We start from the raw sequence: 19,589 nt of genomic DNA on the forward strand, positions 1-19,589 counted from the left end.
CTACAGCTCCCTGCGCAACAGGTAGCTATCCATGATCCACCCCTTGCGCGCCCGCTCCCGCTCACGCACCTCCAGTATCTGTGCCTTCACCGTTTGCAACGGCCCGGCAATCAGCACCTCATCCGCAGTCCCCAGGTACGCGCCCCAGTAGATCATCAACGCCGGATCATCGAGCCGGGCAAACGCGCACTGCCCGTCGAGCATCACCAGCACATTGTCGATCTGCCCCTGCCCGGCCAGGCGCCGCCCTGGCAATACGGTCAACGGCTCACCGATGCGGTTGAGCGGCACCTGATGGCGCGCTGCCAACGCCTGCACGCTGCTGATGCCCGGAATGACCTGCAGGCGCAGCGCCACACCACGCTCGCGGACCAGGCCAAGGATGCGCAGGGTGCTGTCGTACAGCGTCGGCTCGCCCCACAGCAGAAAGGCGCCGGTTTCACCGTCGCCTATCTCCTGTTCGATCAGTTGGGCATACAGCGCCGCACGCTGCCGGTGCCAGTCCTGCACCGCGCCCAGGTAGTCTTCCGCGTGGCCGTCGCGTTCAGGGTCGGCCACCTGCACCAGGCGATAGCCGCCCTCGGGCCGGTAGCGTTGCAGGATGGCCTTGCGCAGGCGCAGCAGTTCGTCCTTGTCGCCGCCTTTGTCGAGCACGAAGAACACACTGGTCTGGCGCAGTGCATCGACCGCCTCGTAGGTGACCTGGCGCGGGTCACCCGGGCCGATGCCGATCAACAACAGGTCTTTCATTGCCCTGCCCTTTGCGGGAACCAGCAGCCATTGTCAGGTGGCTGCCGGTATTTGGCAAAGCGCCCCGTCAGAAGATGGAGAAGTTGTAGCTGACGATGACTCGTGTCTCGTCCATGTCACGCGCCCATTTTTCATAATTGCTGCGGTAAGTGGAATTACGCAGGCGCACGCTTACGTCCTTGAACGTGCCACTTTGCACCTGGTACTTGAACTCGGTGTCGCGTTCCCATTCTTTGCCTTCGGCCGTACTGCCCGGCACCTTGATATTGTCACCGTTGATGTAACGGGTGAAGAAGGTCAGGCCAGGCACGCCCAGGGCCTTGAAGTCATAGTCATAACGCACCTGCCAGGAACGCTCCTGGGCGGCGGCGAAGTCGTTGACCTGGGCATAGTTGACCAGGTACGGGTTGGTGCCATCCAGGTATGGCATGGCACTGTCGCCATACATGCGCTGCCAACCGGCACTGAGCTTGTGGCCACCCAGGCTGTAGCCGAGCATGCCGCTGAACGCGCGATGGTCGATTTCGCCGGCGCGGGCATTGCCGATGTCATCACTCTTGATCAAGCGCAGGTCTGCCGACAGGCTGCCCACCGCCAATGGCTGGCTGGCCACCAGGCCGAGGAAGTGCTGGCGGTAGATGTTCTCCAGCTTGGCCACCTGGTACTGGGCGCTGAAGCGTTCGTTGAAACGGTAATCGACACCAGCCAGGTCAAAGTGATCAGCCTCGATATCGCAGGCATAGCGCTTGTTCTTGCAATGCACGCGAATGTCCTGGCGGTCGGTGGAATCCCGTGCGGTGTACTTGTCCAGGCGGGCCAGGGTGAACTTCAGGTCGCGCACTTCTTCGGAAGTGAGCATGGCGCCATGGAACATGGTCGGCAGCAGGCGGCCATCGTTGTACTTGAGCAGCGGTACATCCGGCATCATCGAACCGTATTTAAGCACGGTACTGGAAACCTTGACCTTGGCCGCCAGGCCCATCTTCGCGTACTGGTCGGCCGAGTGGCGCGGGTCGTGACCGGAAGACGGCAACAGGCCGCTGTTACTGTCCGCCGGGCTGGAGTCAAGTTTGAAGCCGAACATGCCCAGCGCATCCACGCCAAAACCTACCGGGCCCTGGGTATAACCCGACTGCACATTGAGGATGAAACCTTGTGCCCATTCTTCGCGTTTGGACGCACCCTGGCTGGAACTGCTGTGGCCGTCACGAAAATCCCGGTTGAAATAGACATTGCGTGCTTCGACCTTTGCACTGCTGTCTTCAAGAAAACCGGCGGCCTGGGCATTGACGCCGGCACACAACAGGAACAAGCCGGCAACACGACGCCCGGGGGCGAGGGGGAAAGGGGCAAACATGGGAGAAAACATCCAGAATCAAGGCGAGTAAACAACCTGTGGCACGTGCTGGCCACGGTACTGCGAGGGGGCCGAACAATAGCCGGCCATCATCTGAAATTATCGCGCGAAGGCTCTGGCACGGGCCATTGGACCATGGTCTAAGCGCGCCACAAGACAACCGCGGAAAATCCGGACAATACCGCACGCAAAACTAGGAAAGTTCCTTGCTTACTTACAAAAAGTTTGCAGTTTACCCAGTGCCCATGAATGACTACACTCGATATCAGCGAACAGCGGAACCCACCCGCGTGGCCGGCGTTTTTATTCTTCTTCAATGTTCGTCACGCCCTGCCACGACCGACGTACAGGAGTGATTACAGTGTCCAGACTTGCAGAGTTTCGTGCTGCCGAAAAAGCGCTCCAGGAACAGATGGCGCAACTGGAAGCGTTGAAAAAGGATGCCGGCCTCAAACGCGAAATCGAATTCGAGCAGAAACTAGTCGGCCTGATGAAAAGCTACGACAAGAGCCTGCGCGATATCATCGCCATCCTCGACCCGAAGGCAGTGGCCCGGGTTTCCAGTGCAGCACCCAAGCAACAGCGCCGCGCGCGCGTGGTGAAGGTTTACACCAATCCGCATACCGGCGAGCGAATCGAGACCAAAGGCGGCAACCACCGTGGGCTCAAGGCCTGGAAAGAACAATACGGCGCCGCCACGGTAGAAAGCTGGGTACGCTGATGAAACGTCCACACGCACTTCACACTTTTTTCACAAGGGCTGGCTCAGTATCGAGACAGCTAAAGGACTAGCGACCCCATCACGCGCCCGCACATGCGGGCCTCTAATTCCAGCGCCCTGCCTTGTGCAGGGCGCTTTCATTTGCGCAATCGGCACACTGCCGTATCATGGCCAGCCTGTCTGTTTTGCCGGTGCCCTGCGCCCGGCCCCGTCTCAGGAGTTCCCATGAGCCTGCACGATCTGCAAACCCTGCCTGGCGTCACCGCCCAACCGGATGCCGCCACCGCCCAGTTCGTCTTCAACCACACCATGCTGCGGGTCAAGGACATCGAGAAGTCCCTGGACTTCTACACCCGCGTGCTGGGCTTCCGCCTGGTGGACAAGCGCGACTTCCCCGAAGCTGCCTTCAGCCTGTACTTCCTGGCCCTGGTCGACCCGGCGCAGATCCCGGCCGATGACAACGAACGCCACCAGTGGATGAAGTCTATTCCGGGCGTGCTGGAACTGACCCACAACCACGGCACCGAAAACGATGCCAATTTCGCCTACCACAACGGCAACACCGACCCGCGCGGCTTTGGCCACATCTGCGTCTCGGTACCGGACGTACGCGCCGCCTGCGCACGCTTCGAGGCACTGGGTGTACCGTTCCAGAAACGCCTGCAGGACGGGCGCATGAACCACCTGGCCTTCGTCAAGGACCCGGACGGTTACTGGGTCGAAGTCATCCAGCCGACCGAACTCAAAGGCTGAGCATTCATCGCTGTTCGCTCGTCGGGCCGGGAACTCCCGGCCCTTTGCTGTGGTATATGAAGGTAACTGCTTCACATGCCACAGCGAGGTAAGGACGATGCAATCTCTTCACTGTGAATATCGCAAGCACACCATCACCGCCAGCGTGATGCCCCACCCCGATTCCCCCCTGCCCTATGCCGCCGGGTGCCTGATTACCGACCCCGACGGGCACACCAGCAGGCGCATGTCGATGCCGATGAAGTTCTTCTCCGACCTCGAGAATGCACAGCATGTATCGCTGGCCCATGGCCGGGCACTGGTCGACCAGCAGCTGGATGAGGGGCACAAGGTATTTTGACCTTGTTTATGCCTGTTCCGGCCTCTTCGCGGGCTTGCCCGCTCCCACAGGTACTGCACAGATTTCAGATCCTGTGAGGTCCCTGTGGGAGCGGGCAAGCCCGCGAAAGGGCCGGCACAGGAGTAATCAGATATCCCGGGCGTACGCCACCGCCGCCTCCACCTGCGCCAGGGTGGGTCGCACCCCGGTGTAAAGCACGAACTGCTCCAGCGCCTGCAGCGCAATCACCTCCAGCCCGGTGATCACCGGCTTATCCAACGCCCGCGCCCGTCGGATCAACGGAGTGCTCTCCGGCATCGCCACAACATCGAACACCCGCGCCGCCGCGGCGATGGCGTTCTCGGAAAACGCCAGCTCCTCGGCCTCGGGCCCGCCCGCCATGCCGATCGGCGTCACGTTCACCAGCATGGGTGGGCACAGATCGCCCAGCTCCGCCACCCAGCGATAACCACACACATCCGCCAGCTGCCGCCCCGCCTGCTCGTTGCGCGCAACGATGATGCCTTCGGCGAACCCGGCATCGCGCAAGGCACTGGCTACCGCCTTGGCCATGCCGCCACTGCCGCGCAGGGCAAACGCCGTGGACGGGTCGACCTTGTGCTGCGCCAGCAATTGGCGAACGGCCAGGTAATCGGTGTTGTAGGCCTTCAGGTGGCCATTGGTATTGACCAGGGTATTGACCGACTCGATGGCCGCAGCCGATGGGTCGATCTCGTCGACCAGGGCCATGCAGGCCTCCTTGTACGGCATCGATACCCCGCAACCGCGGATGCCCAAAGCGCGAATGCCCGCCACCGCCGCCGGCAGGTCATCGGTGCGCATGGCCTTGTAGTAGAAGTCCAGGCCCAGCTGCTGGTAAAGGTGGTTGTGGAACCGTACACCGAAGGTGCCGGGGCGGCCGGCCAGGGAGATGCACAGCACGGTGTCTCTGCTTGGAGTTGCCGACATAACCTGCTCCTTTGTCATAACTGAAACGTTTGTTCAGCGTAACAGAGGTAACCGCTGGTCGTCCCTTACACAACCTTTACCGTTCCCCCGTGCTCAGCTGACGAAGAGTGGAGTCATAGTAATAGGACCCCACACTTGGGGTGTCCTTGCGAGGGTTTCTTCATGAACCGTCACATTCCCGGAATCGCCCTGCTGGTCGGTGCCCTGGCCATCAGCGCGCCCGCTGTCGCCCACGGCGGCCATGGCCATGGCGGTTGGTATGGCCCCGGCCCGCTGCTGGGTGCGGCTGTGGTTGGCGCCGTGGTCGGGGCGACGGTTTATGGCGGGCGTGACCGCACCGTGTACGTCGAGCGCCAGCCGGTCTACTACGGGCCTCCGCCGGTGTACATGCAACCACCGCCACCGCCGGTGTACTACCAGCCGTACTACGTGCCAGCACCACCGCCCCCGGGCTACCGCACCTACTACGGCCCGCCACCGGTGTATTACGGCCCGCCGCGCTGGTAAATGTTGATGGAACCAATGACCACTATCGAGGAAGTTAATTTCAAACCGCACCGGCTGCTGCGTAAGGTAGGGCCATGTTTACAGGAGGTCCACATGGCCACTATCCAGATCATGTCCGTTGTTGGCAGTGCCGTCCCCGCTTCGCTGCGTGAGCAGGGCCTGCTCGCATGCTGGTACCTGGTGCGCAACGGCGAAGCCGTAAGCGGCCCGATGCCGACCCGCGCCTCGGCCCAGGCCCTGGTCGAACAGTTGCAACCAGGCACTTTGGTCGCCTGACCCGTATTTGTTGTGCGTTGCTCCCTACGCCCTTCTGGCCCGCCTACCTGGCGGGTCTTTTTTTGCCTGGGCGTTACGCCTGCACCTCCCCACTGCAGGCTATGAACATTGCCAACAACGCGGCCAACTGGTGCTCACGCTGACCGTAGCCCGCGCCAGGCAAGCTGGCCCAGATAGGCGCGGCCTTGGCGATCGCCTGGGCAATGCGGCCAGCCTTGATCAGTGCCAGTGCGCCGCACTCGCTCAGCAACTTGATTGCCGCCAGGTCCTGGGCCTCAGGGGTAAAGCGGCCATTGAAGCCATAGGTGCTCACGATGGCATCCCAGGTACCGGCCAGAATCTGGTACCGCCCAGCCGCAGAACTGTGGATGCCGTAGCTGGGCAACCACACCTTCTGCTTCGGGTGCCCGCTGTAGTCATTGAACAGTTGGCCGCCTACCAGGACGTTGTAGCCATCGTCGCTGGCAGCGATGGTCGAGGTACCTTCGGACCAGGCCAGCATGTCCAGGAACGCGAGCACGTTCGCACCGCCGACAGCGGCAGAATCCAATCGAGCCATGTTGTCTCCATACAGAAGAAGCCCATACGCATGGGCGTGAACAGAATTTGTCTTGCGGGCCGCCTCACTCACCCTGCTTCCCGCGCAGGCGGGCGACGCCCTCGCCCTGGACGGTGACCTGCCGGGGAGGATGGCCGCCCCGAATGGTCAGCGCTTCGATCTTGCCTTCCAGGCGCCCTACAGTGATCACCAGTTCATTGCGTTCCTTTGCAAACTGATCGGCCCTGGCCTGCGCTTCCCTTCGGGCATCACGCTCGATATCGAGCAACTCGTTCAGGCGCCGGACCACGCCAATATCAGCGTTGTCCATGGCACGGTCAGCCGCATCCCTGGACAGCCACTTGCGCAGCCAGAGGAATGCACCCAGCAACACGGTGCCTGTTCCGCCCAGCCAGGTGATGGTGCCTGGGCCGAGGTCAGTCGGATCCATGAAAACCTCATTACCAATGGTGATGTCGTAAGCCTGGAGAACAGCTTCTCGGTGGCTTTCCTTGCTTGCATATTTAATTTAGCCTACGGCTAATATCATGACAAGGGAAATTTAGCCTTTAGCATATTTAGCAGCAAGCTAAACACTGGCATGCTTCGCCCCATGGACATCTACGAAATTCGCAAGCACAACCTGGTCAAGCTGATCGGCAACCAGAGAAAGGGATCCTGCGCGGAGCGCTGGGGGATGGCGCCTGCACACCTGAGCCAGATCCTTTCGGACAAGACAGCGAAGAACCTGGGCGATGACGTGGCCCGCCGAATCGAGGGCATCGAAGGCTTGCCGCGGGGGTGGTTCGACGCGATGGCAGTGGGCGACCAGACGCAGGCGCCGGCCGAGGCGGGTGACAGCAAGCTTTCCGCAGCTGACCTGGTCAAGCAGATGCTTGCCAGAAGCGGCAGAGGCATCCCCGAAGAAACCCGGCAAAGGCTGCTGGCCGCCGCCGAGGAGCCGGCAGATTCGACACTGGTGGCCGCTGAACCTGCTCGGCCAGGCCTGGTGGGCGACGAAGTGTGGATTGCCCACTACGACGTCCGCGCAGCCATGGGTGGCGGGCAGATCCCCCACGACTACCCCGAGATGTTCAAGGATGTTCGCGTCAGCCCAAGCCACCTGCGCGAGCTGGGCGTGGAGTTCAGCGAGCACCACCACCTGAAGATGGTGACCGGTTGGGGCCAGTCGATGGAGCCGACCATCAAGCACCGCGACCCGCTGATCGTGGACGTCAGCATCCGCGAGTTCGTCGGCGATGGAATCTACTTCTTCTCCTGGGGCGACCACATCTACATCAAGCGGCTGCAAATTGCCGACGAAGAGCATTTCGAGATGATTTCCGACAACTCGCGACACAAGGACCGCATGATTCGCCGGGAAGAGACCTACATCCAGGCCAGGGTACTACTGGTGTGGAATGCGCACCTTGTGTAAGCCTCATTGATCTGGCAGGGCACTGTAGGAGCAGCCTGGTGCTGCGAAGAGGCCAGTACTGACAATGCATATCTGTTGCCTGTTCCGGCCTCTTCGCAGCACAAGGCTGCTCCTGCAAAGTGGGCATTTTCCGATGTTCAGAAAGGTGCCGCCTCCTCGGCCTGCTGCTCGCTGTCCTGCTCGACGATAAAGTCGTCGCGCTCCTCCACGCTGCCGCGCTCCCAACGTACCGTCACGCTCTCGTCGTCGTTGAAGGTCAGTTCCAACTCGGGCGTCTCGGCCAGCAGGCCCATCACCTCCTCCCACTCGGCATCACCGTCGGTATCCAGGCGATGCACCGTCACCCAGCGCTGCGTCTGCGCGAGCGGGTGGTTGATCATCGCAGACACGCGCAAGCTCAGCCGCTCCATTCCGGTCATTTCCTGGCGCTGATGGGGCGTCGACTTCATGTGCTTAGACATATTCTTATCCTGACAGCTGTATATTCGTACAGTATTCAAGGGAAGCTTATCTCACCGCCAAATCAAGCGTAAAGCCCCGCTGCGGAAAATTTTCGCCAACAGGTAATTTGTCGCCCGGCGAAATAATTTTAGCCATAAGCTATTGACGATGATTTAGCGTAAGGCTAAATTCCACTCCAGCAGCCGCCACCGTGCTGCTGCGGCACCAACCGACATTTCCATTCAGGAGTTCCCCCCATGAGCGTAGATATCAGCAACCTCACCATCGCCGTTCCGGTGGCCGAATCGTCGATCAGCACCGTAGCGGTCGAACTCACCGGCAGCGAAGCGATTGCCCTGTACCCGAACTACGTGAAAGTGCTCAGCGATGGTTCGGTCCAGTTGTCTGCCCCCACCAAAGGCGCTTCGAGCAAAAGCACCCGCAGGACCCGCTGCGAGTGGTCGGAGCCGGAATACTGGACCCTGGGCGGCGCCTTGGATCACTGGAATCGCCAGGAAATGACACTGACCAAGGTCAACTGGGCGCAGAAGGTGGTCATCGCGCAGATGCACGTCTACGGGGACGACAGCCCGCCCGTGAAGGTGTTCTGGAAAAAGGGCGACATCACCCTGGGTTTTCGGCGGACCTACAACCAGACTGACCCGATCAACTCGACGGTGCTCAAGGGGGTACCGCTGGGGGCAAAGTTCGAGGTGAGCATCCATGCCACGTCGGCAGGCGTGGTTACCGTTACAGCCAAGTGCAACGGGATGACCGGATCGTCCGGCGATCTGCAGTTCGACAGCACCTGGGCTACACAGCTATTCGAGTTCCACGGCGGGGTCTACAACCAGGTGGACTACACCGATACCACGCCCGCCGATGACGGCTCGATCTGCATCATCAGCGACCTATCGTTGATCCATGCCTGAGCCCAGGCAACTGGCAAGACATCCCGATGCCCTGCATCCCAGCGCAGGTTGCATCGGGATGCCGATTGGCGTTGAGCCGCCCCCAAGCGCTACATACAAGCTAAGCTCCACCTTCGGGCGCTTTTTCGATGGCCCCGGCACCATGCATCTACATCGTCGCTCTCGCGATCCATACCACCTGGCCAGATTTGGCCTTGAAGAGGATGCACCCATGGCGACAATCGAGACTCAAGCTCTTGCGCAAGGTCTCTCGCAAGTAGAAAGCAGCTGGCAAAAGTATGTAATTTCCCAAAAAAATACTGAAGGCCTAAGCGGATCCGAACTCAAGGCTGCCCTGAAAGCTAGTGCGCAAGACTATAAAAGGTTTCAGAATCACAGCCAGCAATTTTATGCAGAGGTTCGCAAACGGGTGACTGATGCTGAAAAACTGGAACAAGACAAGCAACTCTACCCTCACTATTACACTTGACGGGTTGATTTGATTTTCTTGTGAACCCAGGTTAGCTCTCAGCATTTCCTGGTAGTGCCCAGCATATAGCCGGGCATTTCCTTATAGGTTTTGCCCCCTATCTCGAGGCGGTGACAGGGTCTGCAGCGGGAGCGACCTCATCGGCGACTCGACGCGCGCGGCCAACTCCCCAAGCAAGCGCTCGGGCCATAGACTCATTTGGCCGGGAGTCGAAGGCCTCTTCGTGGAGTGCCATGCCGGACCGCGCATAGATACCGATGAACACCTGCGTGCTGCCGGTGCGCGAAAGCCTCACCCGCACATCGATAAAAGTGCCGTCAACAAGGGTTTCCTCGTGAGATCGGTGGTGGAGCGTAGGGTCAGCCCAGGCCCAGTACACATCGCCGCGCACGCGCATACAGCCCTCCTGCAACCGTTTGGTGGATGGTCATTAATCCAAAAAATAGCCAAGACGAAGCGGTGATCAAGGCTGTCCAACAGGTTTGAAAGCCAACCCGACAATTGGCTGTTTGCTCCCAGAATTCCCCCCTCAATTCACTGCTGCGACATGGCGAACTGGCGAAACTGGAGACAAACGTAATTGGTACAGGATTAAATTTCGTTCACGTTGCGCCCTTTAGTCATAAGGCATTCGACAGCAAATCAGCCATACTCCAGAATGCAGCGGTTTTTTGGGGGAAAACCCTTGCACAGCCAACGACATACCAACTTTTAGTGAGCCTCAACGTGAAAACATCCCTGTCCATCCTCAGCCTGCTGCTGTTGCTCACAGGTACTGCGACCCTTCCGTCGACCGCTGCTGCACAACCCCCGGCCCAGGTTCAACGTGACCCATCCAAGCTGCACCTCGCCTCGGGCAGCGCCCTGCTGATAGACCTGAACACCAACCAGGAGCTGTATTCGAGCCACGCCGACCGCGTGGTGCCGATTGCCTCGGTGACCAAACTGATGACGGCGATGGTAGTGCTGGATGCCAAGCAGCCCATGGATGAAATGCTCACCATGACCATTGCCAACAACCCGGAAATGAAAGGCGTGTATTCGCGTGTGCGCCTAGGCAGCCAGCTCGACCGCCGCGAAACCTTGCTGATTACCCTGATGTCATCGGAAAACCGTGCGGCCAACACCCTGGCCAACCATTACCCTGGCGGCTACCCGGCGTTCATCAAGGCGATGAACGCCAAGGCCCGCAGCCTGGGCATGGCGCACACCCGCTACGTCGAGCCAACGGGCCTGTCGACGCAGAACGTGTCCACGGCCCGTGACCTGGCCAAGCTGCTGATGGCGTCGCGCAAGTACCCGATGCTGAGCGAGCTGTCGACCACCCGCGAGAAGACCGTGGCCTTCCGCAAGCCCAACTACACCCTGGGCTTCCGCAACACCGACCACCTGGTGAACAAGAGCAACTGGGACATCAAGCTGACCAAGACCGGCTTCACCAATGAAGCCGGGCACTGCCTGGTGCTGCTGACCCGCATGGACAACCGCCCGGTGGCCATGGTGATCCTCGACGCCTTTGGCAAGTACACCCACTTCGCCGATGCCAGCCGCATGCGTCAGTGGCTGGAAACCGGTGCTGCCAAGCCGGCGCCGGCGGTGGCCATGCAGTACAAGGCAGAGCGGCAGAACAAGGGGCGCCTGGCGGCCGAATGACCGAAGCCGGAATGATGGGGCCTGCACCGGCCCTATCGCCGGCAAGCCAGCGCCCACAGTGACAGCACCAGGCCTGCGAGAGCAACTGCCATGCGCAGTCCATGTGGGAGCCGGCTTGCTGGCGATGGGCTGCACAGCAGCCCCAAGTTCGTCAGGCCGTGGTGCTGACCATCCCGCCCGCGCTGCTGCCACCCGTTTTCTGTAATGCTTCGAGCAACTGCGCGGTGGCCTGCAGGATTTCACCATTGATGGTGGCGATGCTCGCTTGCTTGGCGGACACAGCTGCCAGCTTGGTGGTTTCGTCCATCTTCTGCGCCATCAACTGGGCCAGTTGCTTCTGCTCCTCGGCCAATTGCTTCTGCAGCTTCTTGATCATCTCGCGCAATTGCCTGATGTGCGCAGGCTCCGAACTTTCACTGCTGCTCTGGGCACCTTGAGTCTGGCCACCACCGTTCACCTTCGACGTGTCGGCCTGAGTGCCGGCCCCATTCTCTTCAGTCTTTTGCGCATCCTGGCTGTCGGCGGCCTGGGTTGTGCTCAGCGCCTGGCTCGTGGTGCTGATGCTGACTGCTGCAATACCTGTCATGTCTTTCTCCCTGCGTTGCAAATGGGTCCTTGGGTTGTTCTGCCTATCGGCCGACAGGCGCAGGCCTTTAGCCCCCTGCTGCAAGTGGCCGATCGGCCGCCAGTAAATTCCCCATCGTTTGGCTCGTTCCACCCAATGTACAAACGCAGGCGCCGGTCTCTCCCGGCGAGCGTCAACATTCGACCATTATGGAACCGCAGCCATGAGCCAGTCTGCAAAACCGGAAACCATCAAGGACCTGATCGGCGTGGGCTTCGGCCCTTCCAACCTGGCCCTGGCCATCGCCCTGGAAGAACTCGCCGAGTCCCACGGCCATGCCCTCGACGCGCTGTTCATCGACAAGCAGCAGGACTATCGCTGGCATGGCGAAACCCTGGCCACCCAGAGCGAGCTGCAGATCTCGTTCCTCAAGGACCTGGTGTCGCTGCGCAACCCCACCAGCCCCTACAGCTTCGTCAACTACCTGCACCAGAAGCAGCGCCTGGCCGACTTCATCAACCTCGGCACCTTCTACCCCTGCCGCCTCGAGTACAACGACTACCTGCGCTGGGCCGCCGAGCACTTCGCCACCCAGGCGGTATATGGCGAGGAAGTGCTGCGCATCGAGCCGGACGTGCAGGCGGGCCGAGTCGAGCACCTGCGCCTGGTCTCGCGCGACGCCCAAGGCCGCGAATATAGCCGCCGCACCCGTTCGGTAGTGGTCGGCAGCGGCGGTACGCCAAAAATCCCGGAAAAGTTCGGTGCCTTCAAGGACGACCCGCGGGTATTCCACCACTCCCAGTACCTGAGCAGCCTGAACAAGCTGCCATGCACCGCCGACAAGCCGATGCGCATTGCCGTGATCGGCTCGGGCCAGAGCGCCGCCGAGGCGTTCATCGACCTCAACGACAGCTATCCGTCGGTCAAGGTCGACATGATCCTGCGCGGTTCGGCGCTCAAACCCGCCGATGACAGCCCGTTCGTCAACGAGATCTTCTCGCCGGACTACACCGACCTGGTCTACAACGAACCGGCCGACCAGCGCAGCAAGCTGCTGGGCGAATACCACAACACCAACTATTCGGTGGTCGACCTCAACCTGATCGAACGCATCTACGGCATCCTCTACCGGCAGAAGGTCGCCCACCAGTACCGCCACAACGTGCTGTGCCGGCGCCAGGTCGAAGCCGTGGTGGCCACCCGCGAAGGCCTGGAGCTGACACTGCGCGACCTCGCCACCGGCCAGCAGCAGACCCACCGCTACGATGCGGTGATACTCGCCACCGGTTACGAGCGCCGCTCGCACCGTGACCTGCTGGCGCCCCTGGCCGGCTACCTGGACGATTTCAACGTCGACCGCAACTACCGCGTGCTGACCAGCCCCGACCTGCAGGCCTCGGTGTACCTGCAGGGCTTCTGCGAAAACAGCCACGGCCTGAGTGACACCCTGCTCTCGGTGCTGCCGGCGCGCGCTGCGGAAATTGGCCGCGCGCTGTACCAGGACCTGGCGCAGCTGTACGGCAAGCCGCAACCGGCAGTGGCTCTGACCCGCGCCTGATCCTCTAGGCATTTAACAGCATCTGTAGGAGCAGCCTTGTGCTGCGAAGAGGCCGGTACTGACAGTGCATCTCTGTTGTCAGTACCGGCCTCTTCGCAGCACAAGGCTGCTCCTATAGGGTCGCGCCAGCTTTCAGGTTTCTTTGCCCGAAACATTTGCTTGCATTTAAAACGGCAGGTTTTCGATTCTCATTCGTCCTTATCAATACAGCCCCTCTTTGGCTGGGCACACGCTCGACTCCCCATTGCAGAAGACCGTCAGATGGCCAAATCACCGAAAAAATCCAAATCCAGGCTGTGGTTCCTGGTCCACAGCTGGCTCGCCTTGCCGATCTGGTTCTTTGTCCTGATCGTCTGCTTCACCGGCATGCTCGCGGTGGTCAGCCAGGAAATCGTCTGGCTGGCCGACCCCGCCGTGCGCGCCAACAAGCCCGACGCCGACGCCGAGCGCCTGAGCTTCCAGCAGGTACTGGACGCCCTGCACAAGGCCGAGCCGGACATGGTGGTGGAGCGGCTGATCCAGCCCGACGGTTCGCACTTCGCGGTCAAGGCCAATGTCACCCTGCCTGACGGCACCAGCCCGACGCTGTATGTAAACCCCTACACCGGGGCCATCCAGGGCAAGACCCCGGACTTCAACTTCGAAGCCTTCACCCGCGCCTTGCACGGCTGGTGGCTGGTGCCGTTCACCAGCGGTTTCAGCTGGGGCTGGTACCTGGTGTCGTTGCTCGGGCTGCCCATGCTGGCTTCGCTGGTAACCGGCCTGGTGGTGTACAAGAAGTTCTGGAGGGGCTTCTTCAAGCCAGTGCGCACCGGCCATGGTTCGCGAATTTTCTGGGGCGACCTGCACCGCCTGGCCGGGGTCTGGTCGATCTGGTTCATTGCGGTCATTTCCATCACCGGCACCTGGTTCCTGATCCAGGCAATCCTGGCCGACAACCACATCACCATTTCCAGCCGGCCCATCGTGCCGGTGATCGCCCGTGAGGACGTGCCGCAAACCCCGAATGGCAGCCCGGCAGCGCGCATCGACCTGGATGAAGCGGCACGCATCGCCGGCCTGGCGGTCCCGGGGCTGGAGATCAGCTTCATCTCGCTGCCGGCTACCGCCTACAGCCACATCACCCTGGCCGGACCAGGCTGGTACCCGCTGATGTTCCAAAGCGCCTCGGTCAACCCGTACACGCGCAATGTCGACAGTCAGTTCCTGATCAGCGACCGCTCCGCCCTGGAGTTCGTCACCGAATCCATGCGCCCGCTGCACACCGGCGATTTCGGCGGCTTGCCGATCAAGCTGGTGTGGTTCTTCTTCGGCCTGGTCCTCACCCTGATGGTGTTCAGCGGTTTGCTGATCTGGACCAAACGCACCGCCCAGGCCACCGCCGCCGCCCTCAAGCGCAGCGAGCGCGCACCGCGCATGGCGCGCCATGAACCCACAGTGGAGATCCGCCCATGAACCAGGCCCAAGCCGTGACCGTCAGCCCGCTGAAGCAACTGTGGCTGAAGTGGCGTTTTCACTTGAACATCCTGCTGATCCTCATCCCGCTGGGCTTCATGCCCAAGTACTTCGCCGAGGCCAAGCTGTTTCGCGGCGAAGCAGGGCTCGGCGCCAATGTGATCCACGACATCCAGGTCGGCCCCTATACCCTGGACCTGGCCGAGATGCGTGACGAGGCTCCCCGCGCCGATGGCCCGGCCGGCCACTTCAAGGTCTTCAATGCATCGCTGTGCAAGGCCTGCGTCAACGGCGTCAAGGCGGCCTACCTGCGCATCGGCAAACCGCGCAGCCTGCGCGCCGCCGGCACGATTTTCTTCGGCGCGCCGTACAACATGGGCACCTCGTTGCCGATCCCGCCACGCACCAAGCCCGACGCGCAGATCTGGATCACCCTGGAAGGCTGGGACGGCAGCATGCACCAGGCGTCCGTCCCTCTGGCCAAGGCATCGCCAGCCACCGTGGCCTGGCTCGAGAAACAAGGAGGCAAGAAATGAAACACCTGATACGCACCCTCGCCCTGCCCTTGCTGGTGCTGGCCGCCTGCCCGGCCCTGGCGCACAACCCGATGTGCGAGTGTGAAGAGCTGGCCGGCGGCCAGGTCAAGTGCACCGGCGGCTTCTCGGACGGCAGCGGCGCCCCCGGAGTTACCCTGGATGTGATCGGCTACGACGAACAGGTGCTGGTCGGCGGCAAGCTCGGTGATGACTCGACCCTGACCTTCAAGCGCCCGGACGGCGAGTTCTACGTGCTGTTCGATGCCGGCCCCGGGCACGTGGTGGAAGTCGACTACGCCGATATAGCCCAGCCATGAGCCGCGCCCAAGTGATTCGCCCGGCCGGCGCCGGGCACGAAACCCTGTACGTGCTGCTGGTCAGCCTGCTGATCGTGGTACTCGCCATCGGTGTGGTGCTGCTGCGCGGCGAACGCGAGGATGAACAGGCCATCGCCAGCCACCAGATAGACGCCCGTCGCGACCTGACCGCCGCCGAGCAAGGCCTGTACACCGACTTGCGGGTGGCCTTCGACGAAATCCAGCTGCTGCGTGAAGAGAACACCGCTGCGCCCAGCGTACAGGCACTTGCCGAGGAAGGCCTGCCACCGTTCGTGGTCGATGCCGGCAGCCAGAGCCGCGGCAGCCACCAATGGTCGTGGCTGGAGACCGGGGCCTACCTTGGCCGCAGCCAGGCCCCGGAAGTGGCCGGCAGCCTGCTGCTGATCCTGCCGGCCGACAGCACCGGCCAGGCCGATGTCTGGCTGCGCCGCGACAGCGCCGCCGTGACCCCGGACGACCTTGGCCAGGCCGCCCTGATCGCAGCCGGCTGGCAGCAGGTGGTCAGCCATTACGACGCCGGGGTCACCCGCGAACACCGTCATTGAACCCAAGGACTTCCCCATGCTCCGCTCCGCCCTCGCCCTGCTCCTGGCCATTGCCCTGCCGGCACAGGCCCTGGCCGATAACGGCAAGCCCCTGCGTATCGGCATTACCCTGCACCCCTACTACAGCTATGTGAGCAACATCGTCGGCGACAAGGCCGAAGTGGTGCCGCTGATTCCGGCAGGGTTCAACCCCCATGCCTACGAGCCACGGGCCGAGGACATCAAGCGCATCGGTACCCTGGACGTGGTGGTACTGAACGGCGTCGGCCATGACGATTTCGCCGACCGCATGATCGCCGCCAGCGAGAAGCCCGACATAAACACCATCGAGGCCAACCAGAACGTACCCTTGCTGGCGGCCACCGGCATTGCCGCCCGCGGCGCCGGCAAGGTGGTCAACCCGCACACCTTCCTGTCGATCAGCACCACCATCGCCCAGGTCAACAACATCGCCCGCGAACTGGGCAAGCTCGACCCGGACAACGCCAAGCTGTACACGCAAAACGCCCGCGCCTATGCCAAGCGCCTGCGCGCACTGCGCGCCGAAGCACTGGCCAAGGTCACCGAGGCGCCCAGCGCCACCTTCCGGGTCGCCACTATCCATGCCGCCTACGACTACCTGGTACGTGACTTCGGCCTGGAGGTGACTGCGGTGGTCGAGCCAGCCCATGGCATCGAACCCAGCCCGGCCCAGCTGAAGAAGACCATCGACCAGCTCAAGGCGCTGGACGTGCGGGTGATCTTCTCGGAAATGGACTTCCCGTCGGCCTATGTCGAAACCATCCAGCGTGAATCCGGCGTCCGCCTGTACCCGCTGACGCACATTTCCTATGGCGAATACACCAAGGACAAGTACGAAGTGGAGATGAAGCGCAACCTCGACACCGTGGTCCGCGCCATCCAGGAGAACCGCGCATGACCGCCGCCGCCAACCTGGTGACAGCCTGCGGGCCGCGCATCGAGTTTGCCGGCATCGACCTCACCCTGGGCCGCACCCGCATCCTCGAACAGGTCAGCTTCAACGTCGCCGCCGGCAGCGTGCATGCCATCGTCGGCCCCAACGGCGGCGGCAAGAGTTCGCTGATCAAGACCCTGCTCGGGCAGATGCCGCACCAGGGCCAGCTGACCCTGCACTGGCCCGGCGAACGCGAAGTGATCGGCTATGTGCCGCAGGCGCTGGAGTTCGACCGTGGCCTGCCGATGACCGTGGACGATTTCATGGCTGCCATGTGCCAGCGCCGCCCCGCCTTCCTCGGCCTGTCGCGCCGTGTGCAGTCGGCCATCGACGCAGCCTTGGCGCGGGTCGGCATGCTCGACAAGCGCAAACGGCGCATGGGCGCGCTTTCCGGTGGCGAACGCCAACGCGTGCTACTGGCCCAGGGCCTGATTCCCGAGCCGCAACTGCTGGTGCTGGACGAGCCGATGTCGGCCCTGGATGAAGCCGGCATCCAGGTGTTCGAACAACTGCTGCAGGGCTGGCGCCAGGCCGGCACCACCGTGCTGTGGATCGAACACGACCTGGAAGCCGTGCTGCGCCTGGCCGACCGGGTTACCGGCCTGAGCCGCCAGGTACTGTTCGACGCCCCGCCCGCCCAGGCCCTTACCCCAGAGCGCCTGCTCGGCCTGTTCTCCGTTCACCCGCGTAGCGAGAGCCTTGCCTGATGAGTTTTGAAATCTTTCGGCAAACGGTCCAGGACTGGGCCACTGCCGGCTACCTGCCCGAGGCGCTGGCCTACGGCTTCGTGGTCAACGCTTTGCTGGCCGGTTTGATGATCGGCCCGGTGCTGGGCGGCCTGGGCACCCTGGTGGTGGTCAAGCGCTTTGCCTTCTTCTCCGAGGCGGTCGGCCATGCCGCGCTGACCGGCGTGGCCATCGGCATCCTGCTGGGCGAGCCCTACACCGGCCCCTTCGGCAGCCTGTTCGGCTACTGCCTGCTGTTCGGCATCTTGCTCAACTTCCTGCGCAACCGCACCGGGCTGTCGCCGGACACGCTGATCGGCGTGTTCCTGTCGGTGTCGCTGGCGCTGGGTGCCAGCCTGCTGCTGATGCTGGCAGGCAAGATCAACGTGCACATCCTCGAGAACGTGCTGTTCGGCTCGGTGCTGACCGTCAGCAGCCAGGACCTGGTGGTGCTGGGCATCGTCGCGGTGCTGGTGCTGGCATTGGCAGTGCCGCTGTACAACCGCATCATGCTGGCCAGTTTCAACCCACAGCTGGCAGCCGTGCGCGGGGTGGCGGTGAAAACCCTGGACTACCTGTTCGTGGTGCTGGTGACCCTGGTCACCGTGGCCTCGGTGAAGGTGATCGGGGCGATCCTGGTCGGGGCGTTGCTGGTGATCCCCGCTGCCGCCGCACGCCTGGTCAGCCAGTCGCTGAAGGGCTTTTTCTTCCTGTCGGTGCTGATCGCCACGCTGAGCACGCTGCTGGGCATCCTGCTGCCGATCGTTTTCGACCTGCCGGTGCCGTCCGGCGCCGCGATCATCCTGGTCGCCGGCATCTGCTTCGCCCTGGCGGCGCTGGCCCGCGCCCTCGTCCCCCGCCTGCAAGGAAACCCGGCATGAACCTGAAACGCCTGACCTTGGCCCTGGCACTGGCCGGCCTGCCGTCGCTGTCTTTCGCCACCCAAGTGCTGACCACCCTGCCCGTCACCCACAGCCTGGCCAGCGCCTTGCTCGAGGGCACCAAGGTGCAACTCAAGCGTGCAGCACCCGCCAACCTGCCTGCCAGCCGCCAGCCTTCCTATTTCAGCGGTCGCGGTGGCGCCAGCCTGCACAAGGCCGCGCAGCAGGCCGACGCGGTGATCGGCGTGCGCTCGATCTGGCGTGACGACCCGCTGTACCCGATGGCCCGGCGTAGCAATATCCGGATCGTCGAAATCGACGCCGCACGGCCAGTGGATGGCGCGCTGCCGGGCATAGCGGTGAGCGGCGACGAGGCCTATGGCGCCTACCCCTGGCTCAACCCGACCAACTTCGGGCGCATGGCCGACGTGGTAGCCAATGACCTGGAGCGGTTGGCGCCAGGCGACAAGGCGCGGATCCAGGGCAACCTGGCCGGGCTCAAACGCCAGTTGCTGGAGCTTTCGGCCAGCAGCCAGACACGCTTGGCCAAGGTCGACAACCTGACGGTGGTGAGCCTGTCGGAACGGCTGGGTTATCTGGCCAGCGGGTTGAACCTGGACGTGGTCGAGCAGCCGCTGCCAGCCGAGTGGGATGCGACTGCGCTGAAGGCGCTAGGGGACAACCTGAAAGCGCAGGATGTGGTGCTGGTGCTGGACCATCGGCAGCCGGAAGCGGCTGTGGCCGAGGTGATCAAGGCGTCCGGGGCGAAGCTGGTGGTGGTGGAAAGTGACCCTGAGGATGCGTTTGCGGGGCTGAAAGCCAGCGTCGACCGTGTGGTTGGGGCATTGGGCGAAAGCTGATGTTCTCCTCGCAGTCCCACAGGCCTGCACGGTCCCTGTGTAGGAGCG

At 62.4% G+C, this 19,589-nt stretch carries 26 protein-coding genes; 18 read left to right on the forward strand and 8 right to left on the reverse strand.

Features of this window, described 5'->3' with window-relative positions; translation table 11 throughout:
- Together cobF and ACK56M_RS17445 are read right to left on the reverse strand one after the other, a co-directional pair.
- Entirely contained in the window at positions 1-750 is a 750-nt protein-coding gene (gene cobF / locus ACK56M_RS17440) for a precorrin-6A synthase (deacetylating) (protein WP_191472507.1), read from the reverse strand.
- Between the two features lie 67 nt (positions 751-817).
- Entirely contained in the window at positions 818-2,107 is a 1,290-nt protein-coding gene (locus ACK56M_RS17445) for an OprD family porin (protein WP_015270809.1), read from the reverse strand.
- A 361-nt stretch (positions 2,108-2,468) separates the two neighbouring features.
- Here ACK56M_RS17445 and ACK56M_RS17450 point away from each other — a divergent pair, with 361 nt between their 5' ends.
- The 3 genes from ACK56M_RS17450 to ACK56M_RS17460 all read left to right on the forward strand — a co-directional run bounded on the left by ACK56M_RS17450 (position 2,469) and on the right by ACK56M_RS17460 (position 3,921).
- Positions 2,469-2,828, forward strand: a complete 360-nt coding sequence (locus ACK56M_RS17450; RefSeq protein ID WP_015270810.1) for a histone-like nucleoid-structuring protein, MvaT/MvaU family — start codon at positions 2,469-2,471, stop codon at positions 2,826-2,828.
- A 225-nt stretch (positions 2,829-3,053) separates the two neighbouring features.
- Positions 3,054-3,581 carry a lactoylglutathione lyase gene (gene gloA / locus ACK56M_RS17455; RefSeq protein ID WP_015270811.1) on the forward strand — a complete coding sequence of 176 codons (528 nt, stop codon included), beginning with the start codon at positions 3,054-3,056 and terminating at the stop codon, positions 3,579-3,581.
- 97 nt (positions 3,582-3,678) lie between these two features.
- Positions 3,679-3,921: a hypothetical protein gene (locus ACK56M_RS17460; protein ID WP_013973119.1), complete on the forward strand. Its 243-nt coding sequence runs from the start codon at positions 3,679-3,681 to the stop codon at positions 3,919-3,921.
- A gap of 126 nt (positions 3,922-4,047) precedes the next feature.
- Here ACK56M_RS17460 and ACK56M_RS17465 read toward each other — a convergent pair whose 3' ends face one another.
- Complete coding sequence (locus tag ACK56M_RS17465) at positions 4,048-4,869, reverse strand: shikimate 5-dehydrogenase (protein WP_015270812.1); 822 nt, start codon at positions 4,867-4,869, stop codon at positions 4,048-4,050.
- 162 nt (positions 4,870-5,031) lie between these two features.
- On the opposite strand from ACK56M_RS17465, the gene ACK56M_RS17470 reads away from it, so the two are divergent.
- Both ACK56M_RS17470 and ACK56M_RS17475 read left to right on the forward strand, forming a co-directional pair.
- Positions 5,032-5,376 (forward strand): hypothetical protein, encoded by a 345-nt coding sequence (locus ACK56M_RS17470; RefSeq protein ID WP_015270813.1) that lies wholly within the window; start codon positions 5,032-5,034, stop codon positions 5,374-5,376.
- Between the two features lie 93 nt (positions 5,377-5,469).
- The gene (locus tag ACK56M_RS17475; protein WP_014590513.1) at positions 5,470-5,652 is read left to right on the forward strand and encodes a hypothetical protein; all 183 of its coding nucleotides are present in this window, start codon (positions 5,470-5,472) and stop codon (positions 5,650-5,652) included.
- 73 nt (positions 5,653-5,725) lie between these two features.
- Here the strand turns inward: ACK56M_RS17475 and ACK56M_RS17480 are convergent, their stop codons facing one another.
- Both ACK56M_RS17480 and ACK56M_RS17485 read right to left on the reverse strand, forming a co-directional pair.
- Positions 5,726-6,211 carry a glycoside hydrolase family protein gene (locus ACK56M_RS17480; RefSeq protein WP_015270814.1) on the reverse strand — a complete coding sequence of 162 codons (486 nt, stop codon included), beginning with the start codon at positions 6,209-6,211 and terminating at the stop codon, positions 5,726-5,728.
- A 64-nt stretch (positions 6,212-6,275) separates the two neighbouring features.
- Entirely contained in the window at positions 6,276-6,641 is a 366-nt protein-coding gene (locus ACK56M_RS17485) for a hypothetical protein (RefSeq protein WP_015270815.1), read from the reverse strand.
- Between the two features lie 162 nt (positions 6,642-6,803).
- Here ACK56M_RS17485 and ACK56M_RS17490 point away from each other — a divergent pair, with 162 nt between their 5' ends.
- The gene (locus tag ACK56M_RS17490; RefSeq protein WP_015270816.1) at positions 6,804-7,628 is read left to right on the forward strand and encodes a helix-turn-helix transcriptional regulator; all 825 of its coding nucleotides are present in this window, start codon (positions 6,804-6,806) and stop codon (positions 7,626-7,628) included.
- 137 nt (positions 7,629-7,765) lie between these two features.
- Here the strand turns inward: ACK56M_RS17490 and ACK56M_RS17495 are convergent, their stop codons facing one another.
- Positions 7,766-8,089, reverse strand: coding sequence for a DUF1654 domain-containing protein (locus ACK56M_RS17495; protein WP_085720592.1), 324 nt, complete (start codon positions 8,087-8,089; stop codon positions 7,766-7,768).
- 237 nt (positions 8,090-8,326) lie between these two features.
- Between ACK56M_RS17495 and ACK56M_RS17500 the strand changes: the two genes are divergently transcribed.
- Together ACK56M_RS17500 and ACK56M_RS17505 are read left to right on the forward strand one after the other, a co-directional pair.
- Positions 8,327-9,001: a polysaccharide lyase family 7 protein gene (locus ACK56M_RS17500; RefSeq protein ID WP_100412862.1), complete on the forward strand. Its 675-nt coding sequence runs from the start codon at positions 8,327-8,329 to the stop codon at positions 8,999-9,001.
- Positions 9,002-9,212: 211 nt separating this feature from the next.
- Positions 9,213-9,470 (forward strand): hypothetical protein, encoded by a 258-nt coding sequence (locus ACK56M_RS17505; protein ID WP_015270818.1) that lies wholly within the window; start codon positions 9,213-9,215, stop codon positions 9,468-9,470.
- 97 nt (positions 9,471-9,567) lie between these two features.
- On the opposite strand, the gene ACK56M_RS17510 is transcribed toward ACK56M_RS17505, so the two are convergent.
- Positions 9,568-9,867: a hypothetical protein gene (locus ACK56M_RS17510; protein WP_015270819.1), complete on the reverse strand. Its 300-nt coding sequence runs from the start codon at positions 9,865-9,867 to the stop codon at positions 9,568-9,570.
- Between the two features lie 329 nt (positions 9,868-10,196).
- Here ACK56M_RS17510 and pbpG point away from each other — a divergent pair, with 329 nt between their 5' ends.
- Positions 10,197-11,123 carry a D-alanyl-D-alanine endopeptidase gene (pbpG, locus tag ACK56M_RS17515; protein WP_023662495.1) on the forward strand — a complete coding sequence of 309 codons (927 nt, stop codon included), beginning with the start codon at positions 10,197-10,199 and terminating at the stop codon, positions 11,121-11,123.
- Positions 11,124-11,274: 151 nt separating this feature from the next.
- Here pbpG and ACK56M_RS17520 read toward each other — a convergent pair whose 3' ends face one another.
- Entirely contained in the window at positions 11,275-11,709 is a 435-nt protein-coding gene (locus tag ACK56M_RS17520) for a hypothetical protein (protein ID WP_015270820.1), read from the reverse strand.
- Between the two features lie 202 nt (positions 11,710-11,911).
- Between ACK56M_RS17520 and ACK56M_RS17525 the strand changes: the two genes are divergently transcribed.
- The 9 genes from ACK56M_RS17525 (at position 11,912) to ACK56M_RS17565 (ending at position 19,541) form a co-directional block, all read left to right on the forward strand.
- Positions 11,912-13,246 carry a lysine N(6)-hydroxylase/L-ornithine N(5)-oxygenase family protein gene (locus ACK56M_RS17525; protein WP_054572073.1) on the forward strand — a complete coding sequence of 445 codons (1,335 nt, stop codon included), beginning with the start codon at positions 11,912-11,914 and terminating at the stop codon, positions 13,244-13,246.
- A 261-nt stretch (positions 13,247-13,507) separates the two neighbouring features.
- Positions 13,508-14,701, forward strand: coding sequence for a PepSY-associated TM helix domain-containing protein (locus tag ACK56M_RS17530; RefSeq protein WP_015270822.1), 1,194 nt, complete (start codon positions 13,508-13,510; stop codon positions 14,699-14,701).
- Positions 14,698-15,237 (forward strand): thiamine pyrophosphate-binding protein, encoded by a 540-nt coding sequence (locus ACK56M_RS17535; RefSeq protein WP_100412864.1) that lies wholly within the window; start codon positions 14,698-14,700, stop codon positions 15,235-15,237. Before ACK56M_RS17530 ends, ACK56M_RS17535 begins: the two co-directional genes overlap by 4 nt.
- On the forward strand, positions 15,234-15,554 hold the full coding sequence (locus ACK56M_RS17540; protein WP_013973133.1) for a hypothetical protein: 321 nt from the start codon (positions 15,234-15,236) through the stop codon (positions 15,552-15,554). The genes ACK56M_RS17535 and ACK56M_RS17540 overlap by 4 nt, the downstream gene beginning before the upstream one ends.
- Positions 15,551-16,120: a DUF6162 family protein gene (locus ACK56M_RS17545; protein WP_015270824.1), complete on the forward strand. Its 570-nt coding sequence runs from the start codon at positions 15,551-15,553 to the stop codon at positions 16,118-16,120. Before ACK56M_RS17540 ends, ACK56M_RS17545 begins: the two co-directional genes overlap by 4 nt.
- A 16-nt stretch (positions 16,121-16,136) precedes the next feature.
- The gene (locus tag ACK56M_RS17550; protein ID WP_015270825.1) at positions 16,137-17,039 is read left to right on the forward strand and encodes a metal ABC transporter substrate-binding protein; all 903 of its coding nucleotides are present in this window, start codon (positions 16,137-16,139) and stop codon (positions 17,037-17,039) included.
- The gene (locus ACK56M_RS17555) at positions 17,036-17,782 is read left to right on the forward strand and encodes a metal ABC transporter ATP-binding protein (RefSeq protein ID WP_411958818.1); all 747 of its coding nucleotides are present in this window, start codon (positions 17,036-17,038) and stop codon (positions 17,780-17,782) included. The genes ACK56M_RS17550 and ACK56M_RS17555 overlap by 4 nt, the downstream gene beginning before the upstream one ends.
- Positions 17,782-18,681 carry a metal ABC transporter permease gene (locus ACK56M_RS17560; RefSeq protein ID WP_015270827.1) on the forward strand — a complete coding sequence of 300 codons (900 nt, stop codon included), beginning with the start codon at positions 17,782-17,784 and terminating at the stop codon, positions 18,679-18,681. Before ACK56M_RS17555 ends, ACK56M_RS17560 begins: the two co-directional genes overlap by 1 nt.
- The gene (locus ACK56M_RS17565) at positions 18,678-19,541 is read left to right on the forward strand and encodes a metal ABC transporter solute-binding protein, Zn/Mn family (protein WP_102083645.1); all 864 of its coding nucleotides are present in this window, start codon (positions 18,678-18,680) and stop codon (positions 19,539-19,541) included. The genes ACK56M_RS17560 and ACK56M_RS17565 overlap by 4 nt, the downstream gene beginning before the upstream one ends.
- The last annotated feature ends 48 nt before the right edge of the window (positions 19,542-19,589 follow it).

The organism is Pseudomonas sp. s4 (assembly GCF_046764235.1).
Taxonomy (GTDB): Bacteria; Pseudomonadota; Gammaproteobacteria; order Pseudomonadales; family Pseudomonadaceae; genus Aquipseudomonas; species Aquipseudomonas asiatica.

Excerpts from the sequence above, each read along its gene's own strand:
- cobF (WP_191472507.1), bottom strand. The coding sequence starts at position 750 with ATGAAAGACCTGTTGTTGATCGGCATCGGCCCGGGTGACCCGCGCCAG.
- ACK56M_RS17445 (WP_015270809.1), bottom strand. The coding sequence starts at position 2,107 with ATGTTTGCCCCTTTCCCCCTCGCCCCCGGGCGTCGTGTTGCCGGCTTG.
- gloA (WP_015270811.1), top strand. The coding sequence starts at position 3,054 with ATGAGCCTGCACGATCTGCAAACCCTGCCTGGCGTCACCGCCCAACCG.
- ACK56M_RS17460 (WP_013973119.1), top strand. The coding sequence starts at position 3,679 with ATGCAATCTCTTCACTGTGAATATCGCAAGCACACCATCACCGCCAGC.
- ACK56M_RS17465 (WP_015270812.1), bottom strand. The coding sequence starts at position 4,869 with ATGTCGGCAACTCCAAGCAGAGACACCGTGCTGTGCATCTCCCTGGCC.
- ACK56M_RS17470 (WP_015270813.1), top strand. The coding sequence starts at position 5,032 with ATGAACCGTCACATTCCCGGAATCGCCCTGCTGGTCGGTGCCCTGGCC.
- ACK56M_RS17475 (WP_014590513.1), top strand. The coding sequence starts at position 5,470 with ATGGCCACTATCCAGATCATGTCCGTTGTTGGCAGTGCCGTCCCCGCT.
- ACK56M_RS17480 (WP_015270814.1), bottom strand. The coding sequence starts at position 6,211 with ATGGCTCGATTGGATTCTGCCGCTGTCGGCGGTGCGAACGTGCTCGCG.
- ACK56M_RS17485 (WP_015270815.1), bottom strand. The coding sequence starts at position 6,641 with ATGGATCCGACTGACCTCGGCCCAGGCACCATCACCTGGCTGGGCGGA.
- ACK56M_RS17490 (WP_015270816.1), top strand. The coding sequence starts at position 6,804 with ATGGACATCTACGAAATTCGCAAGCACAACCTGGTCAAGCTGATCGGC.
- ACK56M_RS17495 (WP_085720592.1), bottom strand. The coding sequence starts at position 8,089 with ATGTCTAAGCACATGAAGTCGACGCCCCATCAGCGCCAGGAAATGACC.
- ACK56M_RS17500 (WP_100412862.1), top strand. The coding sequence starts at position 8,327 with ATGAGCGTAGATATCAGCAACCTCACCATCGCCGTTCCGGTGGCCGAA.
- ACK56M_RS17505 (WP_015270818.1), top strand. The coding sequence starts at position 9,213 with ATGGCGACAATCGAGACTCAAGCTCTTGCGCAAGGTCTCTCGCAAGTA.
- ACK56M_RS17510 (WP_015270819.1), bottom strand. The coding sequence starts at position 9,867 with ATGCGCGTGCGCGGCGATGTGTACTGGGCCTGGGCTGACCCTACGCTC.
- ACK56M_RS17520 (WP_015270820.1), bottom strand. The coding sequence starts at position 11,709 with ATGACAGGTATTGCAGCAGTCAGCATCAGCACCACGAGCCAGGCGCTG.
- ACK56M_RS17525 (WP_054572073.1), top strand. The coding sequence starts at position 11,912 with ATGAGCCAGTCTGCAAAACCGGAAACCATCAAGGACCTGATCGGCGTG.
- ACK56M_RS17530 (WP_015270822.1), top strand. The coding sequence starts at position 13,508 with ATGGCCAAATCACCGAAAAAATCCAAATCCAGGCTGTGGTTCCTGGTC.
- ACK56M_RS17535 (WP_100412864.1), top strand. The coding sequence starts at position 14,698 with ATGAACCAGGCCCAAGCCGTGACCGTCAGCCCGCTGAAGCAACTGTGG.
- ACK56M_RS17540 (WP_013973133.1), top strand. The coding sequence starts at position 15,234 with ATGAAACACCTGATACGCACCCTCGCCCTGCCCTTGCTGGTGCTGGCC.
- ACK56M_RS17545 (WP_015270824.1), top strand. The coding sequence starts at position 15,551 with ATGAGCCGCGCCCAAGTGATTCGCCCGGCCGGCGCCGGGCACGAAACC.
- ACK56M_RS17550 (WP_015270825.1), top strand. The coding sequence starts at position 16,137 with ATGCTCCGCTCCGCCCTCGCCCTGCTCCTGGCCATTGCCCTGCCGGCA.
- ACK56M_RS17555 (WP_411958818.1), top strand. The coding sequence starts at position 17,036 with ATGACCGCCGCCGCCAACCTGGTGACAGCCTGCGGGCCGCGCATCGAG.
- ACK56M_RS17560 (WP_015270827.1), top strand. The coding sequence starts at position 17,782 with ATGAGTTTTGAAATCTTTCGGCAAACGGTCCAGGACTGGGCCACTGCC.
- ACK56M_RS17565 (WP_102083645.1), top strand. The coding sequence starts at position 18,678 with ATGAACCTGAAACGCCTGACCTTGGCCCTGGCACTGGCCGGCCTGCCG.